This is a genomic window from Vibrio sinaloensis DSM 21326 (assembly GCF_000189275.1).
Lineage (GTDB): Bacteria > Pseudomonadota > Gammaproteobacteria > Enterobacterales > Vibrionaceae > Vibrio > Vibrio sinaloensis.
In genome coordinates this window covers 63,393-80,115 of the sequence record NZ_AEVT01000100.1, presented here as the reverse complement: position 1 = coordinate 80,115, position 16,723 = coordinate 63,393, and the positions used below count along the sequence as shown (strand labels likewise).

Annotated in this window: 16 protein-coding genes and 1 other RNA gene; 8 read left to right on the top strand and 9 right to left on the bottom strand. The window is 44.7% G+C overall.

Translation table 11 applies throughout. The annotated features are described in order from the left end of the window. Positions 1 to 187: 187 nt before the first annotated feature. Positions 188 to 541 (top strand): hypothetical protein, encoded by a 354-nt coding sequence (locus RH45_RS18945; protein ID WP_008080289.1) that lies wholly within the window; start codon positions 188 to 190, stop codon positions 539 to 541. A gap of 166 nt (positions 542 to 707) precedes the next feature. After that, a complete protein-coding gene (locus RH45_RS18940) occupies positions 708 to 1,085 on the top strand; it encodes a hypothetical protein (protein ID WP_008080287.1) in 378 nt (125 codons plus the stop codon). A 181-nt stretch (positions 1,086 to 1,266) separates the two neighbouring features. On the opposite strand, the gene ffs is transcribed toward RH45_RS18940, so the two are convergent. From ffs to RH45_RS18930, 3 genes are all read right to left on the bottom strand, one after another. After that, positions 1,267 to 1,363: signal recognition particle sRNA small type (gene ffs, locus RH45_RS23045), an RNA gene on the bottom strand. A gap of 116 nt (positions 1,364 to 1,479) precedes the next feature. Continuing rightward, positions 1,480 to 3,489, bottom strand: coding sequence for a GGDEF domain-containing protein (locus tag RH45_RS18935; RefSeq protein WP_008080285.1), 2,010 nt, complete (start codon positions 3,487 to 3,489; stop codon positions 1,480 to 1,482). Between the two features lie 221 nt (positions 3,490 to 3,710). After that, positions 3,711 to 4,451 (bottom strand): VP0952 family biofilm-associated protein, encoded by a 741-nt coding sequence (locus tag RH45_RS18930; RefSeq protein WP_008080284.1) that lies wholly within the window; start codon positions 4,449 to 4,451, stop codon positions 3,711 to 3,713. 49 nt (positions 4,452 to 4,500) lie between these two features. Between RH45_RS18930 and RH45_RS18925 the strand changes: the two genes are divergently transcribed. Continuing rightward, positions 4,501 to 4,803, top strand: a complete 303-nt coding sequence (locus RH45_RS18925) for an MGMT family protein (RefSeq protein WP_008080283.1) — start codon at positions 4,501 to 4,503, stop codon at positions 4,801 to 4,803. Between the two features lie 20 nt (positions 4,804 to 4,823). Here RH45_RS18925 and RH45_RS18920 read toward each other — a convergent pair whose 3' ends face one another. Further along, entirely contained in the window at positions 4,824 to 5,252 is a 429-nt protein-coding gene (locus RH45_RS18920) for a YbaY family lipoprotein (protein WP_008080282.1), read from the bottom strand. A gap of 194 nt (positions 5,253 to 5,446) precedes the next feature. Here RH45_RS18920 and tesB point away from each other — a divergent pair, with 194 nt between their 5' ends. Beyond that, positions 5,447 to 6,307 (top strand): acyl-CoA thioesterase II, encoded by an 861-nt coding sequence (gene tesB / locus RH45_RS18915; protein ID WP_008080281.1) that lies wholly within the window; start codon positions 5,447 to 5,449, stop codon positions 6,305 to 6,307. A 43-nt stretch (positions 6,308 to 6,350) separates the two neighbouring features. Here tesB and RH45_RS18910 read toward each other — a convergent pair whose 3' ends face one another. Together RH45_RS18910 and RH45_RS18905 are read right to left on the bottom strand one after the other, a co-directional pair. Beyond that, entirely contained in the window at positions 6,351 to 9,398 is a 3,048-nt protein-coding gene (locus RH45_RS18910; protein ID WP_008080279.1) for a hypothetical protein, read from the bottom strand. A 305-nt stretch (positions 9,399 to 9,703) separates the two neighbouring features. After that, positions 9,704 to 10,171 (bottom strand): Lrp/AsnC family transcriptional regulator, encoded by a 468-nt coding sequence (locus tag RH45_RS18905; protein ID WP_008080278.1) that lies wholly within the window; start codon positions 10,169 to 10,171, stop codon positions 9,704 to 9,706. Between the two features lie 145 nt (positions 10,172 to 10,316). Between RH45_RS18905 and RH45_RS18900 the strand changes: the two genes are divergently transcribed. Beyond that, a complete protein-coding gene (locus RH45_RS18900) occupies positions 10,317 to 11,411 on the top strand; it encodes a PLP-dependent cysteine synthase family protein (protein WP_008080277.1) in 1,095 nt (364 codons plus the stop codon). An 80-nt stretch (positions 11,412 to 11,491) separates the two neighbouring features. Here the strand turns inward: RH45_RS18900 and RH45_RS18895 are convergent, their stop codons facing one another. Both RH45_RS18895 and RH45_RS18890 read right to left on the bottom strand, forming a co-directional pair. After that, positions 11,492 to 11,809: a DUF1244 domain-containing protein gene (locus RH45_RS18895; RefSeq protein ID WP_008080275.1), complete on the bottom strand. Its 318-nt coding sequence runs from the start codon at positions 11,807 to 11,809 to the stop codon at positions 11,492 to 11,494. A 118-nt stretch (positions 11,810 to 11,927) separates the two neighbouring features. Further along, positions 11,928 to 12,806, bottom strand: coding sequence for a Tim44 domain-containing protein (locus RH45_RS18890; RefSeq protein ID WP_008080274.1), 879 nt, complete (start codon positions 12,804 to 12,806; stop codon positions 11,928 to 11,930). 191 nt (positions 12,807 to 12,997) lie between these two features. Here RH45_RS18890 and RH45_RS18885 point away from each other — a divergent pair, with 191 nt between their 5' ends. The 3 genes from RH45_RS18885 to RH45_RS18875 all read left to right on the top strand — a co-directional run bounded on the left by RH45_RS18885 (position 12,998) and on the right by RH45_RS18875 (position 16,515). Beyond that, the gene (locus tag RH45_RS18885; RefSeq protein ID WP_008080272.1) at positions 12,998 to 13,588 is read left to right on the top strand and encodes a TetR/AcrR family transcriptional regulator; all 591 of its coding nucleotides are present in this window, start codon (positions 12,998 to 13,000) and stop codon (positions 13,586 to 13,588) included. 27 nt (positions 13,589 to 13,615) lie between these two features. Continuing rightward, positions 13,616 to 15,487, top strand: coding sequence for an MFS transporter (locus tag RH45_RS18880; protein ID WP_008080269.1), 1,872 nt, complete (start codon positions 13,616 to 13,618; stop codon positions 15,485 to 15,487). A gap of 104 nt (positions 15,488 to 15,591) precedes the next feature. After that, positions 15,592 to 16,515: a YeiH family protein gene (locus tag RH45_RS18875; RefSeq protein ID WP_008080267.1), complete on the top strand. Its 924-nt coding sequence runs from the start codon at positions 15,592 to 15,594 to the stop codon at positions 16,513 to 16,515. Here RH45_RS18875 and RH45_RS23610 read toward each other — a convergent pair. Beyond that, positions 16,512 to 16,685, bottom strand: a complete 174-nt coding sequence (locus tag RH45_RS23610) for a hypothetical protein (RefSeq protein ID WP_008080266.1) — start codon at positions 16,683 to 16,685, stop codon at positions 16,512 to 16,514. The genes RH45_RS18875 and RH45_RS23610 overlap by 4 nt on opposite strands. Positions 16,686 to 16,723 lie beyond the last annotated feature (38 nt).

Here is a 16,723-nt window from a genome sequence, read left to right as displayed (position 1 = left end):
ATACCGAATGAAAGTAAAAAACCGTAATACTTTATTATTCGGATGATGATATGAATTAATTTGACCAACAATTAATTTAATTTTATTATTCGCCATTTTATAAATCGCCAAATTAATAGTACCCATATTGCATCGCCTTAGGATTTAGGTCAGCAGTGTTCAACACAAAGTCCCAATGGAGAATCTCGTGAAAACAGTCTTAGCTCTATTAACTCTATTCAGTACCAGTCTGGTTGCTGGAGAATGGACAGCTCCTCTAGAAATTAAAGATGTTTCAGTCACGGCTAATGAGGGGTATTTTTCTGGCAAGGCTCAATTAAGAGTAACATTCGAACAGAACCCCATCACTAGTCTGTGCCCTGCACCTAAGCAGAATTTAGTGGTTTATGATCCTAGTGGAGGCCCTGATAGCTGGATGGATACTTGGCTCTCTATGCTTTTAACAGCGCAAGCTCAGGGGAAAAGAGTCAGAATATATGTACACAGCTGTCGCCGTGACCAAATTCCATTGATGTATGGCGTTAAAGTCATTAAGAATTAACGCTGTAATTTGAACAAACGTTAGCCTTTAAAAAAGTGACAGCTATATATGACGACCTATAGCTACTCTATGCGCAACAAGTAAACTCTCATCACCTTTTGACAACATCTAACGATGTGTTCAATCGATGATGTTTTTTAATTTTAACTAACCAACGGTTTTTTTTATGAAAAAGATACTATTGCTTCTTTCACTCGTATTAACATCACCATTGTCTTACGCGCAGGAAGCCACAGGCACAATTGATGAACTTAGAGTATGTGGGTATAACGGAGGGTCAGGAGCAAGATGGGCACGAGTGGTTCAGTTTAAAGTCGCCGGCAAATGGTTTGGTATATACGCTGACTATATGACGCATGCACATGACAACGATAATAATCTCATGGTATCAATGTTGATGATGGCTTATTCTCAACAACAGGTGGTACAGATCAACGCAACAGATAGTTGGAATAGCGGTTTTTCGAAATGTGGAACATCAAGCTCAGGGGCTGTATTGCATGACAACCCTGGTGACTACATCCGACTTTCCACATCACTTTAGCCTGGCTTAACCATTAAGAAAGTGCCTTAAGTGACTCAATACGAACTCAGTTACTTGGCACTTTTTTTAACAATGTCATCAGAGCGAATTCCGCGCTTACCTCAACTAGGTTGTAAACTTTAGTGCAGACAAACAAAAAGCCCGCACTTACAATGTAAGTGCGGGCTTTTTTAATGGGCGGAGACCCCAGCCACATCCCGGCACACAAGTCACTCGCTGCGGCTGCTTCCTTCCGGACCTGACCGAGTTCACGAGCTATTGTTGCGGGAGGACCAGGGCCTCCATAGATTCTGTTTCCTTAGCATCGCTAAGGAGTGAGAGGATTATCTGCCATCCCCTCGTTCATTTCAAGCTAAAACCGTTGTTTTGTGTTCAACTGCTTAGTGTCTGACCACTATTGGTTAAAATTCACAACATTAGCGGCATCCGGCTCAAGTTTCGTGGCCGACTTTCGCTCATGTTTATGCTGATACATAGCAATATCCGCTTCATGCATCACCTCTTGTAAACTCATTTGACGCCTATCGTGACTCGATGCACCAAACGCTAGAGACACATCGAAGGATATTTTACGGTCGTCAGAAAGAAACGGGATCGACGCAAATCGCTCCTTCAAATAATTTACCTCAGATTCCCCCACTTTGCCGACTAAGACAAATTCATCACCCCCGATTCGATAGCTGCTTCCGCGCCAAAAGCGGATTACATGATTCGCCACCGTCCGCAAAACTTGATCGCCAACCTCATGCCCATAAGAGTCATTAATTTGCTTAAAACGATTCACATCGAGATAAATTAGAGTCTCGTCTTTGTTAATACCATTCCTATAGCGGTGCTGAAGGGCACGTCGATTTTTTAGGCGCGTCAGATTGTCGGTATTGGATTGGCTGTGAAGGTACATTGCAACAATGACGAGGAACCCTACCATCAACATAAATAAGAACTGGCTCTTGCGAGAAAAAGCTTGCTCAGCATGTAACGTCGCCTTCCAGTTCGGTTGGTAATCATATTGACCAATGATTCGCTCGGTATCAATCATTTTGATCGCTCGCGTAAACAGTGGAGCCAGCGAGGCACCCAGTTCTGTTTTAGCGAAACCTATCGAAATAGGAGACGTATAAAAGCTGCCGATTAAGTGCTCTTCAACCAAAGGTAAAAGGTCATTGGTATCGCGTAAGCGTTTATTAAAGTTAGCTCGGCTTGCCGCAAGGTAATCAATCTCGCCATCAAGTAATGCTTGAAAGAGTTGGTCACCGGTTGAATAAGCGTGCAAAACTTTGTTGGGCAACCGCTGAGACAGCAGCTCTTGGTAAAAGTCGTCTCTAACGACCCCGATTCGTTCTGCGATCAATTCAGATACATTGCTATAGACATTGTCTTTGTATCCTTCACGTTTCACCAAAATTGCCTCTGGGAAGTAATACGGTGCACTAAAATAAGCGATGCTTTTACGGCTTTCAGAAATGGCAATCGGCGACAGCATGTCAATTCGCTTATCAATTAAGTCTCGGTACATACTTTCCCAAGCTTCATCTTTACCGCTAACGACGTTACAGGTCAGCATCAAGATCTCACATGCTTCAAATACCACATCAGCCGTGATACCGGAGATATCTCCATTGGGTTGATAATTAGCAAACTGGCCGATGTTTTCTATTTTGACCTGCAATGGCCTTTGATAATTGATGTTGCTATCGATGACTGCTTGCCTTAACGCTTGTCGACGCAAATCAAACTGATACTGTTTGACCGACTCTCTTAACAGTTTTTGAACGTGAGCACCGTGTACGTATTGCTCAATGCTTTTGAGCATATCTTGGTGTCGCCCTTTGGGTGCAATGATTGAGACGGGTTTAATGGTGATTTGATGATTGAGAAGTTGAGCATCAAAGCCGGATAACAGCATAGGTTTTAGTTGGTTAATAGCATCAACCACCCCATCGACCTCAGCGGTTTCAATCAGCTCTTTGGCATGATTGTGGCCGCGATATTCCACCAGCTTTAAATGAGGATAATTAGCTCTGATTAACTCGCCATAGATAGTACCAGCAGGGAAACCAACCACAGCCACTTGATCTAGGTTAGCATTGCTCAAACTGTATAAGTACGTGTATTCGATATTGGTTGGGCTGGAGAATTCGAATATCGCCGAGCGAGTTTCGGTGTAAGTGATATTCGCAGCGAAATCGGCTTCCGCCGTTTGTACTGCGTTCAAAATTGCATTGAAGCTAGGGTAGTAAACATACTCGACGTTAAAGCCAAAGCGTTCTGAAGCAGCATCGAACAAAATGCGAGTTACCACGTCGTCCGCTTCCATCGCGACTTTATAACTTGAGCTAGCTTGTGCTAATGGTATGAACAGCGTGCAACACATTACGTACCACACACGCCAGATTAGAGCCATCCTTGCTTACTTCCCACGTGAATAGTTATGAACTTAATGACATTGGGCTATCGTTAAGTTGGTCTAACATGGCCTAAATTGCCGACAAAATACTTAGTTCAACAAACTGAAGAACAAGCAATTAGCCAAGTGTTCAGCATCCTAACGATTAATTTACGCGCAATTCTGACACATCAGAATGCATATTCCAAATGAATAAAATCAAGATGTGAATCGACTATTTATATATCAGACTCTTCTTCAGCACTTCTCAATATGTAATCGGTCATCCAAGCAGTGCCAAGTAAACATAACCAAACCACAAAAACGGGGTTAGGTACCTCAATATTGGGAGAGACCACCAGCGCGGCAAACCCCACTGTCGGCAGTGTCCAACATAAAAGCTTACCCCACTTAAAACTCTTCAGTTTGGATAGGCTTTCCATTGAAGCGATAATCCCGGTCACAGACAACGCCACCAATGCGGCGTAAGAAAGATCTGCAATCCATAGCGGTAAAATCAAGCCCAGTGCCCACCAGCTGTGTTTATTTGATGAGTTCCAATGCGTTGCCGCCCACCAGATAACCACCACCGCAACCGTCTGTATTAAAGTAACGATCGGCTCGCCACTCAGTTTACCGGATGACTGAGTCACCATGATGCCCACTTGAAGGGTGACGACGATTAAAGCGGACGTTGCTAATACTCCTAAGCTACTACGCTTTGAAAAAGCCACCATAAGCAAAGGAAACAACACCCAAACACTCACGGATAACGCAATGGGTTGATAAGGCAGAGTTAAACCATAGGTTGTCATTGCTGCCATAAGCACTAACCCCACGACCCCACCTTGCGGTAATATCCACAACGCAGGTATTACCAAGGCCAATACAGGGATATCCCCTTCACTCAAGCTGATAGCTCGTGCACAAACCACGGCTAATAGAGTTGTCACTAAGAACTGAAACGTAGAAAATATCATGCCCTCTCCTTATCCACTCCTTGGAAAACTGAACTAGGACAAAATCATTATGGACCAGTTTTTGATGCAAATCTTTGCAGTAATTCACCAAATCCCGCGTGGAAAAGTAACAACTTACGGAGAGATCGCAAAACTAGCAGGTTATCCTGGTTATGCCAGACACGTGGGGAAAGCGTTAGGTAATTTACCCGCAGAGAGCACGTTACCTTGGCATCGGGTTATTAACAGCCAAGGAAAAATCTCACTCAAGGGAGAAGATCTTGTCAGACAGAGAACCTTGCTGATAGAAGAAGAGGTAGAGGTGAGTATTGCAGGAAAAGTGAAACTGAATAAATACAAATGGCAGCCATAAGGCTGCCATTTTTTATATCATTAGTGCTTTACGCTTACTAGGCGAAGGTCAACTTTATCGGTTTTTGCTTCGTCAGTAATAACTGGGTAAGAAGTATCAGTGATGAATAGCAATTTGCCTTCTACCTCGATACGTGCGTTCACGCTGTAAGTATGACGTTCTTCAATTTTTGAAGTGTGGTATGCCAAATCAAACTCGAACGGTACTTGCGCGCCGTTAGTTTCAAAACGATGTTTAGCAATCACTTTAGCAGGAGCGTCAGCCATAGATACATCTTGCAATGTTACAGTCACAAGAGCGTTATCTGGCAATGCGATGCGCTCACGATAAGCAACTGTACCTGTAATAGATTCTACAGTGTCTTTTTCCACTTTCTTATCTGAAGTTTGACAACCTACTAAAACGAAACCTAATACAACTGACATTACAACGGCTAGTGCTTTTTTCATGAAAGCTTCTCCTCAATTATTGAATTCACGGCGATTATAAATGGCAAAAATGTGACTGTCATTACAATGTCGCCGGTATTGACAATTTATTGACGATATTAAATTTTCGATGACAAAGAAGTCAAACAACTGTTTAAATAATCACTAAACGCTTAATATAGACAATAGAATCACATTGAATAAGGTCATAGGCCATGAGCAAGCCACTTAACGAACTGTTGAGTTTACTGCAACTAGAAAAGCTAGAAGAAGGACTATTTCGCGGACAAAGTGAAAACTTAGGTCTGCCTCAGGTCTATGGGGGGCAAGTCATTGGTCAAGCTCTTTCCGCTGCTCGCTACACTGTGGATGCCGATCGCACCGTGCACTCATTTCACAGTTACTTTCTTTATCCTGGCGATCCTGAAAAGCCAATTATCTATGATGTAGAAAACTTAAGAGATGGTAAAAGTTTTAGTACTCGTCGCGTCAAAGCGATTCAAAATGGACGACCTATCTTCTACCTTACCGCCTCTTACCATGGTGAAGCGCCGGGGTTTGAACACCAAAACACCATGCCTGACATTCCCGGTCCAGAAAACTTTGCCTCTGAGTCCGAGCTTGCCGCAAAGATTGCAGACCATTTACCCGAAAATCTGCGTAAAGCATTTTGTGGCGAGAAGCCGATTGAAATGCGACCAGTCACCATCGTCAATCCACTGAATCCACAAAAGGTTGAACCCAAACAGTACCTTTGGATCAAAGCAAACGGTGAAATGCCCGATAACCAACTTATCCACCAATATTTGATGGGATATGCTTCTGATTGGGGGTTTCTGGTTACTGCGCTGCACCCTCACGGTGTATCGTTAATGACGCCTAAGTTCCAAGTTGCCACTATCGACCACTCCATTTGGTTCCACCGACCATTTAAGATGGACGAATGGCTGCTGTACGTTATAGAAAGCCCAACGGCCAGTAATACCCGTGGCTTGGTTCGTGGGGAAATTTATAACCGCCAAGGTCATTTGGTTGCTACCGCGGTTCAAGAAGGCGTGATGCGCTTTACTCAATAAACTCATGATAAATAAGAAAAAGGAGTGCTAAGCACTCCTTTTTTTAGTTTGTTTGATAATCAAAGGTGACAACAGCCCACTCATACATGCTGTCTGCGAAACCATATTCACCTTCACCATGAATCACACCAGGCTCTACGTATTGGCCGCCTCGCTTACTGGCAATAAACTCGCGATATCCACGTCGGTACTGAATCAATGGACTGATCATCTCGTATTCAGTTCCTTTTTCAAGCCGACTGTCTTCGATAACCAAATAGCGCGTCAAACGTATGGTCGCACCAGTTTTACAGTAACCTTCCGCTGAGTAATCAATGGCTAGTAATGGTCTAGGGTCATTGGGATCCAACACCGCGCTACAACCATCGAAGCGAGCAATATGCAGCCATACAGGGCGAACGTCCGCAGGGTTGTCACTGCCTTTAGGCTTCATCAAAACCCAAGCCACTTTACCTTCACCATGCTCAACTAACTCGGCATCAGTCGGCTCGCGTAGCAAACGCGCGCCCATAATACCGAACTCACTTTCTTCTAAGTTAGCAAATTGTGGCGCATTTAACTCACTGAACACTACGGTCTGTTCACTGGTTAAATGCGTGTACTTATCTGCTACACCAGAATCAGAAAGAGTTAAAGCGACCGTTACGGTTTTTTCCGCTAGCGCGTGATAATCTCGCGTTTCCGCCTCCGTTACACGAATCGAGATAGGACGACCATGTTCGTACTCTTTTAGCGTAATAACCCCACGTGCAGGATCAATGGAAGCGACACGCTCACTGATCGTGTTAGCCAAAGAGTAACTGCGCTCACCGATTGCTTGACCAAGATCTAACACCACTTCTTTGAAGGGTTCAAACTCTACCTCTTGACGAACTACAGACAGGCCAGGGTGGTCGGCTTTCTTTACAGTACCTTGGTAGCTGACTTTTTTAGTCAGGTAGTTGCGCCCTGTAAAGGTTGCTTCCACCGTGTAATCGCCGGCATGCAGTATCGTGAGTTCACCATTGTCTGATGCCATCTCTACTGATGGTGAAGCCTGGTTGATCAATCGATATGTCGCTTCAACACCGTCACCATTCACAACAGGCTGCAGTTTATCACCAGAGCCATATGTGGCTTGTGGATAAGCAATGGTGGCACGGCTCTCAATCGGCTTCACCGTTACGGCAAAACTTGCTTGCCCAGCGGAATATTGCTCATTGCCCGCATCAGACACAACCACTCTTGTGCTGCCTACATTCAGGATGCGCATCTCACCAGAGTCAGGGTCTAATGAAACCACATCGGTTGCCGAACCTTCAGCAAATGCGTAACTAACCTGACCGACCACACCAGTGATGGTTGGTTTGGTTGCCAATGGTTTAAGCGCATTCCAATTATCTTCAACATCAGAGCTAATCTGAATTCGACTTGGTGCACTCAATATGGTGAAGGTAACTTTTTGCTCTGGACCTGCGGTATAGTTCTGACTCTCTTTACGACGCAGCGTTAAGGTCGTCTCACCGGCTTTATACACGTGAACCAAACCATTCGCGATGGCATCCGCTACGCTTGGCTGGCTGTTATCGAGTACTTCAATAGCGTCACCAGAAGCGAGTAATTCAAAATCACGCAATAATTGGAACTGATGATTAACACTGTATACCACTTCATAGTCTCTCACTGGCATCGCAGAGCCTTGAGCCTTGGCGACATCCAAAACGACATTGAACTGGGTTGGCTGGTAATACTCACCACCATCGTCTTCAAAACGCAGCGTATAGTTGCCTGCTCGGTTTACATAGGCTTTACCAGCAGCAATTTGTAATCCTTCAGGAATAGAGCCGACTAAAGTGAGTTTTCCTTTCTGGCCAGAGAATTGCAGCGGCACCGTTAACTCATCTTGATAAGTAAGATCAATCTCAACATCCTCTATGAGTGGATGTGGCGCGGCATCGATATCAACCGTGATTTGAGTTTGAGTCGCAGGGAAGTTGCGGATATCACGTTCAACAATATTAACCTTCGCTTGCCCGACACCTTGAATGATCAGAGCACCGCCATTTGGGGATACACCAACAACGTCTTGTCCTTCAACTACATCAAAGTAGTAGTCACCTTTTGCATTGCTGACGCGTGGATAGAGCGATTGGTTAGCACTGTAGTTTGCAGCAATATTGACTGAGTTGATCGCTTGACGCTGACCCTTAGCAACATTCACCACAAAACGCGCTGTCTGCTGTTGCTCGACAAAACCTTGGCTGTAAGTTGCCGTAGCTTCAATTTCAACCTGACCAGCATTGTGGATCAATAATAACCCAGTACTTTGATCAAGAATTTCGACGACATCAGATTGAGCGTTGCTGTCAGCAAGTTTGAACGCAATGCTCTCAATCTCAACATCATCAAGTCGAACTGGCTCTAGCGTTAAACCTTCTCTGTAGATAGGGCTAAGCGGCGCAAACTGTAATTGATCAGCGCCAATTTGATACACACTGACATTGGCATAAATGTCACGAGCTTGGTAGAACTCATCCCCCGTATCATGAATACGGATTCGCGCCTGACCTTGTGCGCCAATGGCAAAGACACGACCATTACGGTCTACGCGTACCAAGTGCTCATCACCATCGACCACTTCAAAGCTTACTTGGCCTCGTTGGCCTCGCACAATCAGTGGCTCGCCATCTTGGTTCGACGCGTTTAGATTAAGCTCGTTGACCACCAAATCAGGGTTGGTACCTTTGTTCACTGTTACGGTGAATTCTGCTTCGGAAGGTGCAAAACCGGAAGCTGAATCGATCGCTTTAATCGTCGCGATACCCGGCTTCAAGATTTGAAGCTGGCCAAGATCATTGACTTGCACCATGTTAGCTGGCTCTGCAGCAACCACTTGGTATTCAATGGTTCCCTGTACATTGCTCATATTGGCATGAGCAATGGCGCCAACTTGACTGAATTCAATCAAAGTATCTTCAACTTCGAGTTGAGCGCGACTCTGTTGAGTCGACTGAGTCGGTTTACTTGAACTGGATGATGAAGAGCCGCCCCCGCCGCCTCCACATCCTGCGATTACAGCAGCAATCAATAATAGAGAATAATATCTTTTCATTTGTTGTAATAATTTCTTACATTCATTGGTGGCGGTGATAATAATACGATGTTTTATTCGACACCAGTCTCATTATTGATAATACTATTTAATAGTTTTCCTACAACTTAATCGCAATATGATTGAATTTAGCACCAACTTTGTTCATTTTAGCGACAAAACACAAATGCAAACGGTTACGTCCAAAAGATGGCTGCAAAATTGTGAACGGTGGACTTTAGCCCGACGAGACTATGGTGACCAAAGTGAACATTTGGATAAGGTATGTTCGTTTCATTAAAAAAGACAACACGACGAGGGTGAGCTCAACATTCTCCGATAGGGAGCGCAGTGGTGTACTTGATAGGTTCCATTGCAAAGGTTGAAGTTACGTTGGAAAGACCTTTTACGCTATTCACTAAGCGTTTGTAAAACTCATCAAAACACTTCATGTCTTTTACCACGACTTTCATCATGTAATCATATTCACCCGCCATACGATAAAACTCCATCACTTCGGGGAAATCACTTACCGTAGTGACAAAATGGTGATACCAACCTTCTGAATGATCACTGGTCTTAAGTTGCACGAACGCAATGAACGACAAATCGAGCTTTTCTGCACTCAACAACGCCACACGCTTTTCGATATAGCCTTCATCTTCCAGCTTTTTTAACCGCTTCCAGCAAGGTGTGGTGGTTAGATTCACACGCTCGGCTAAATCATTTAAAGACAAGGTTCCGTCGTTTTGGAGAAGAGACAGTAACTGTTTGTCGATTTTATCTAAACTCATTTCTAAACAAACCCTAATTAAGAGAATATTTTTCTACCCATGTAAATTATCAAAACAATAATAGCAAAGTTTTTCTCCAAGATTATAGGTAGATTATCCCTATAGACAAAAACAACTACCCTACAGGTTTTCGAGGAGTCACGTTATGTGTACTGACCACAACTGGATCAACAATGCTGTACGCAAAATCGAAGCAGACTTTCAACGTTCAGCAGATACCCACCTATTCAAATTAGATCTTCCTTCTTTGGAAGGCATCGACATCTACCTAAAAGATGAAAGCACGCATCCAACGGGCTCATTGAAGCACCGTTTAGCACGTTCACTTTTTCTTTACGCGATTTGTAATGGTTGGATTGGTCCAGAAACCACGGTGATTGAAGCATCATCAGGCAGTACGGCGGTTTCTGAAGCGTACTTCGCACGTCTACTTGGCTTACCGTTTATTGCAGTAATGCCAAAAACCACAGCACGCAAGAAAATTGAACAAATCGAATTCTATGGCGGTAAAGCGCACCTTGTTGACCGTTCAGACCAAATTTACGACGAGTCTCGTCGCCTAGCGAAAGAGCTAAACGGTCACTACATGGACCAATTTACTTACGCTGAGCGCGCAACCGACTGGCGTGGTAACAACAACATTGCGAACTCTATCTTTAGCCAAATGGAGCTAGAGGATCACCCGATCCCAAGCTGGGTGGTTATGAGCCCGGGCACTGGCGGTACATCTGCAACGATTGGTCGCTTTATCCGTTACCAAAAATACGACACAAAACTGTGTGTGGTTGATCCTGACAACTCAGTATTTTACGACTACTTCCAATCTGGCAATGCGGATATCAAAGGCGAAAACGGCAGCAAGATCGAAGGCATCGGCCGCCCACGTGTTGAGCCAAGCTTCATCGCAGGTGTGGTAGACGAAATGCGTAAAATTCCAGATGCTGCAAGTGTAGCAACGGCGCATTGGTTGTCTGGTTTGATTGGTCGTAAAGTTGGCGCTTCGACAGGTACTAACTTATACGGCGTACTTCAGCTTGCGTGTGAAATGAAACAACGTGGTGAAACAGGTTCGATCGTGACACTGCTTTGTGATTCTGGCGAGCGTTACCTAGACACTTATTACAACACTGAGTGGGTAAAAGAAAACATCGGTGACATTCAACCTTACCTAGCACAGCTTGAAATCATCCAAGCCAAAGGGTGTGTTGAGCCAGCCTGTTGCGGCCCAATCACTGAATAAAACTCAGGCGTCAAATAAAGACACAGCCCGCTCAATAAGCGGGCTGTGTCTTTATTATCTTTGAGCTAATCTAACAAGCGCTACTTCTTCTGGCGAGCTTCAAATGCTGCCAGTTGTTCTGGTGTCGCTTTTGGTTGGTGATTTTGTTTCCACTCATCGTAAGTCATACCGTAAACACGCTCACGTGCGTCATCGATATCCAAATCAAGTCCCTGATTTTCTGCTTCCGCTTTGTACCATTTGCTGAAACAGTTACGACAAAAGCCCGCTAGAATCATCAAGTCGATGTTTTGTACATCTTTGTTCGCATCTAAATGTGCAAGCAGTCGACGAAAGGTCGCTGCATCGAGCTTATCTTGTTCTTCTTGAGATAGGTTTTTATATTTGAATTCAGCCACTTTACTTACCTTTTTATCATTGTTGCTTTGTCGAAAATAGTAACAAGTAACATGGCGTTGAGACAATACAAAAACGCCCAAGCTATGAGCTCGGGCGCTTATTACTCAATGGTGAATGTTAGCCTTGAATACCAACGATTAACCAAGGTGCATTAGGTGTCGTCAAATCACGTTCCAAATGCCAGATATCTTCGATGTTTTCTTCTACACCTTCTACTGCATCACGATAGCGACCGCTAAATTGAAGGCTTAGTTGTGCTTTGCTTGCATCGTAGTCTGCACGAACAATTTCAGCATCTACGTACATGACATCGGTATGTTGCTCACCATCCAGTTTGGCACGTTCAGCTTTCAAGTCTTCGTATAGGCTTGGAGAGACATACTCTTCGATTGTCTCCAATTGATTGTGATTCCATGCCCCTTGCAGAATACGGTAATGTTCGCGAGAACCATTAATGAAAGCTGCGTGATCAAAGCCTGGTGGGTAGTTATGAGGTACATCTGTTTGGCCACCGAAACCAAAACCACCTTGTGAACCAGTCTGTGGCTGCTCAAAGTTATGCACATTAGGTTGTTCAAACTTCGGCGCTGATTGACCACCAAACGCCGGCTGCTGGCGGTGCTGATTCATACTGCCCTGCTTGGCCCCCAGCATCCCGCGCATCAGCTTGAAGATAAGGAACGCGATCAAACCGATGATCAAAATATCCATAAACTGGATACCTTCAAACGCGCCTCCAAAGAATGCCGCTAACAAGCCACCAGCCAATAAGCCACCTAGCAAGCCACCCATAAGGCCCTTCTTGCTAGAGCTTTGTGTTTTAGCCTTTTGATCTTTACCAATGGTGTTAGTGTTTTGTTGTTGCTGTTTTGGCGCAGGTGCTGTCTTAAAGCTTTTGCCAAAAGATTTTCCGCCACCAAACTTTTTCGCTTCGGCGATCGGCGTGATCGCAACGGAAACCATCAGTAAAGCAACAAGAGAAAACAGTCGTTTCATATTTGTCCTTCGGGTTCTTTCAAGATAAGAAATTGTAGTTATCTTGTTATAATAAAGACTGTCACAAAAGAAGCAAACAAATTAGCCTCAGACACATGTATCAGAATATTGCAAATTTACACTCTGTTAGTTGACGCTACAGGGTCTGGCTCATTAGAATATTGAACAATGTTCATTTTAAAAACAGCACCATGGCAAGACGTAACGATCATACTCGTGAGCAACTTATCGCTCTCACTCTCAATACTGTGAAAGATTTTCTCGACGAAAACTCTTATCACGAACTAAGCTTGCGTAAAATTGCCAATATGATCGGCTATGTACCAAGTACTTTGGTCAATGTATTTGGCAACTATAATTTACTGTTATTGCATGTGGTGGCACAAACGTTAGACGAGTTGGCCCAAGAAGCCACTGAAGTGGTCGCTAGCAGCGATGATTATAAGACTGCGCTTTATCAGCTCGCCCACTGTTACCATGACTTTGCTCAAAAGCATCCGCACCGTTGGCAGCTGATTTTTGAGCACAATATGAATGGCGAAACGTTGCCTGAATGGCAAGCTCAGCGTATCGACAACATGACTGGCATGCTCGAACAACTGTTGCGAGTGCTTGGACCCGAACGTAATGAAGACGAAGTGCTTAAGGCCAGCCGCGTTTTATGGTCAGGCGTTCACGGCATTACCTTGCTCAGTGTAGATGATAAGTTTTTTGCCGCCGATCCAATCGATGGGAAAGAGTTAATCGACAATTTACTCACGAATTACCTGATAAATTGGTAATCCCATCCTTAAGGAAACAGGATAACCATGTCACACCATCAATCTTCCTTACTGGGGCAGAGACGTTTTCTGCCCTATTTCATAACCCAATTTTTCGGTGCGTTTAACGACAATATCTTTAAGAATGTCTTGCTGTTGTTTGTCGCTTTTGCCGGGGCTGGGGCATTACCTATCTCAAGCAACCTATTCATCAACTTAGCGGCTGGCCTATTCATTCTGCCCTTCTTTTTGTTTTCCGCCTCTGCAGGTGTGTTAGCCGATAAGTATGAAAAGTCATGGTTTATACGCAAAGTTAAACTGGCCGAGATCGGTATCATGTGCTTGGGTGCGATAGGCTTTATCACAGAAAGCTATGTGATTCTTTTGATACTACTGTTCTTGATGGGCACGCAGTCAGCATTCTTTGGTCCAGTTAAGTACGCTCTGCTTCCTCAGCAGCTCAAACCCAATGAGCTGGTTCCGGGTAATGCCTTAGTTGAAACCGGAACATTTCTCGCGATCCTGCTGGGAACATTAGGGGCAGGAATGATAGCTTCAGCTGAAAACGCTAAGTACATCGCGGCTGGCTCTGTGGTGGTGTTCGCGTTATTTGGCTACCTTTCAAGTCGCCATATTCCAGAAGCACCAGCCAGTGCTCCTGAGTTAACCTTTCGCTGGCAACCCATAAAGCAAACGAAGCAAACGATCGCAATTGCAAAAGCAGATCGAACCATTTTCTTGGCGCTGATGGCTATCAGTTGGTTTTGGTTTCTTGGCGCTGCCTATTTAACCCAATTCCCTAACTTTACCAAAAACTATTTGAATGGCAGCGAGAGTGCGGTTTCCTTCTTACTTGCGTTGTTCTCTATCGGTATCGCGGTCGGCTCTCTGGCATGTGATAAGTTATCCAACCATAGAATTGAAGTGGGTATCGTCCCTATCGGCAGCCTCGGCATCACTATCTTTGGCTGGCTAATGGCCAGTGCCGTCCCTGAAACGCTACCTGAGTTCGATTCGTTCAACCAATTTGTATCGCACCCCGCGCTATGGCCTGTATTTGCTTATCTCTTGCTACTTGGCGCATCTGGAGGGATTTTCATCGTTCCTCTATACGCACTGATGCAGCAGCGTGCGAAAGTCAATCAACGTGCACAAGTGATAGCCGCGCTCAACATTTATAACTCATTATTTATGGTTGGCAGTGCGGTATTGGGAATCGTCTGCTTATCCGTTATTGAAATGTCGATTCCGCAGCTGTTTACCCTACTTGCTGTGATGAACTTGCTCGTAGCCGGGTTCTTGTTTATGCAGGTTCCTATTTTCGTCGTTCGATTCTTGGTTTGGATACTGACTCATACCATGTATCGAGTCTCGCACAAAAACCTCAACAACCTGCCTGAGCAAGGAGGGGCACTGATCGTTTGTAACCACGTCAGTTATATGGACGCATTGCTGTTAAGCGCCGTCTGCCCTCGCCTTATTCGCTTTGTCATGGAAGAAGAGTATGCCAGCTTACCGCCGCTACGACGCTTTCTAAATCGAGCTGGGGTTATTCCTATATCCGCAACCAATCGAAGTTCGATCCGTCGCGCATTTAACGAGGTTGAACAAGCACTTGCTGAAGGGCATATCGTCTGCATTTTCCCGGAAGGTCGTTTAACTTCCGATGGTGAAATGAACGACTTTATGCGCGGTATGGATCTGATCATAAAACGCAGCCCAGTGCCGGTTATCCCTATGGCACTTAAAGGTTTATGGGGAAGCTACTTTAGTCGCTACAAAGGCCGGGCATGCCAAGGGTTTCCAACACGATTCTGGTCCAAACTGGAAATTGAAGCGGGGCAGCCCGTCGAGCCGGCTAACGCTTCAACCGCTATGATGCAGGAAAAAGTTGCACAATTACGAGGCGACTGGAAATAATGGTTAGGCGTTCAGAAAAACTGAACGCCTGTTCAATAGATTCATATCTCTTTGTTGACTTGAATTCGGTAAAATTCGACTCTCCTTTTTAAGCCTATCCTTGTATGACCATAGTGAAAAAGCAGTTACCTTTCTGGCTAGCCTTGGCTGTATGTTTAACGCCGTTTGTCACCTCGCCAAGTGCTCTAGTTATTGGCTTTCTCCTCGCTTCTCTAGGATTAGTGCCCAACAACGTCAACACAGCCAAAGTGACTAAAAAGCTTCTTGCCTATTCTATCGTCGGTCTCGGTTTTGGTATTCAGTTTGAACAAGCGATTGCTGTAACGTCAGATGGCATCGGTTTAATCGTCGCCACGATTATCGGTACATTATTGATGGGTTGGTGGATTGCGAAATGGATAGGTCTGAACAAAGAAACAGGTTACTTAATTGCGTCTGGCACTGCGATATGTGGCGGCAGCGCAATCGCTGCGGTTGCACCAGCCATTAAGGCGAAAGATGATCAGATTGGTTTAGCGCTCGCTACCGTCTTTGTTCTCAATTCCGTCGCCCTATTTGCCTTCCCTGTCATTGGTCACGCGCTCGCACTCGACCAAGTTACCTTCGGCACATGGGCGGCAATTGCCATTCATGATACGTCATCGGTTGTTGGTGCTGCTTCCGCTTACGGTGAGGAAGCACTTACAACCGCGACGACACTAAAGCTGGCACGTGCCCTCTGGATCATTCCCATCGCGCTATTCAGCGCCTTTTTGTTTAGAAACGATTCGAAGAAAATCACCATACCCTACTTTATTCTCTTCTATTGCTTAGCGATCGCATGCAGCGATCTCTTGCCTCAGTTTGATGAGATCTATCAAGCCATCTTTGCGATAGCGAAAAAAGCGTTAGTCGTTTGTTTGTTCTTAATTGGCTGCGGGATATCTGTAGAGAAGCTTAAGGCGGCAGGAGCAAAACCTTTACTGTTTGGCGTATCACTCTGGCTTATGATTTCAAGCGCATCACTGGCTTGGTTAACGTTGTTTTAAGGCTCATCAGGCTCAAACTTCACAGGCTGTTTCTTCTGTTGTTGGTAGCTAAACACAATCGCGACCAATAACAAGAAAGCGGATAGCTCAGCTAATGCACGAATCAGTCCTTCACTTTGCACCGCCATAATTATTTGCAGGATGACCGCGATAACCAGTACTGCTTTCATCTTTCTTATACTCTTTCCTTAAATAAGCCTCAAACATT

Bases quoted from the DNA above. Each gene is read 5' to 3' on its own strand.
- RH45_RS18890 (WP_008080274.1), bottom strand. From the start codon at position 12,806: ATGAAACGACTGTTTTCTCTTGTTGCTTTACTGATGGTTTCCGTTGCG.
- RH45_RS18885 (WP_008080272.1), top strand. From the start codon at position 12,998: ATGGCAAGACGTAACGATCATACTCGTGAGCAACTTATCGCTCTCACT.
- RH45_RS18920 (WP_008080282.1), bottom strand. From the start codon at position 5,252: ATGAAAAAAGCACTAGCCGTTGTAATGTCAGTTGTATTAGGTTTCGTT.
- RH45_RS18910 (WP_008080279.1), bottom strand. From the start codon at position 9,398: ATGAAAAGATATTATTCTCTATTATTGATTGCTGCTGTAATCGCAGGA.
- RH45_RS18900 (WP_008080277.1), top strand. From the start codon at position 10,317: ATGTGTACTGACCACAACTGGATCAACAATGCTGTACGCAAAATCGAA.
- RH45_RS18905 (WP_008080278.1), bottom strand. From the start codon at position 10,171: ATGAGTTTAGATAAAATCGACAAACAGTTACTGTCTCTTCTCCAAAAC.
- RH45_RS18880 (WP_008080269.1), top strand. From the start codon at position 13,616: ATGTCACACCATCAATCTTCCTTACTGGGGCAGAGACGTTTTCTGCCC.
- RH45_RS18940 (WP_008080287.1), top strand. From the start codon at position 708: ATGAAAAAGATACTATTGCTTCTTTCACTCGTATTAACATCACCATTG.
- RH45_RS23610 (WP_008080266.1), bottom strand. From the start codon at position 16,685: ATGAAAGCAGTACTGGTTATCGCGGTCATCCTGCAAATAATTATGGCG.
- RH45_RS18935 (WP_008080285.1), bottom strand. From the start codon at position 3,489: ATGGCTCTAATCTGGCGTGTGTGGTACGTAATGTGTTGCACGCTGTTC.
- RH45_RS18925 (WP_008080283.1), top strand. From the start codon at position 4,501: ATGGACCAGTTTTTGATGCAAATCTTTGCAGTAATTCACCAAATCCCG.
- RH45_RS18875 (WP_008080267.1), top strand. From the start codon at position 15,592: ATGACCATAGTGAAAAAGCAGTTACCTTTCTGGCTAGCCTTGGCTGTA.
- tesB (WP_008080281.1), top strand. From the start codon at position 5,447: ATGAGCAAGCCACTTAACGAACTGTTGAGTTTACTGCAACTAGAAAAG.
- RH45_RS18930 (WP_008080284.1), bottom strand. From the start codon at position 4,451: ATGATATTTTCTACGTTTCAGTTCTTAGTGACAACTCTATTAGCCGTG.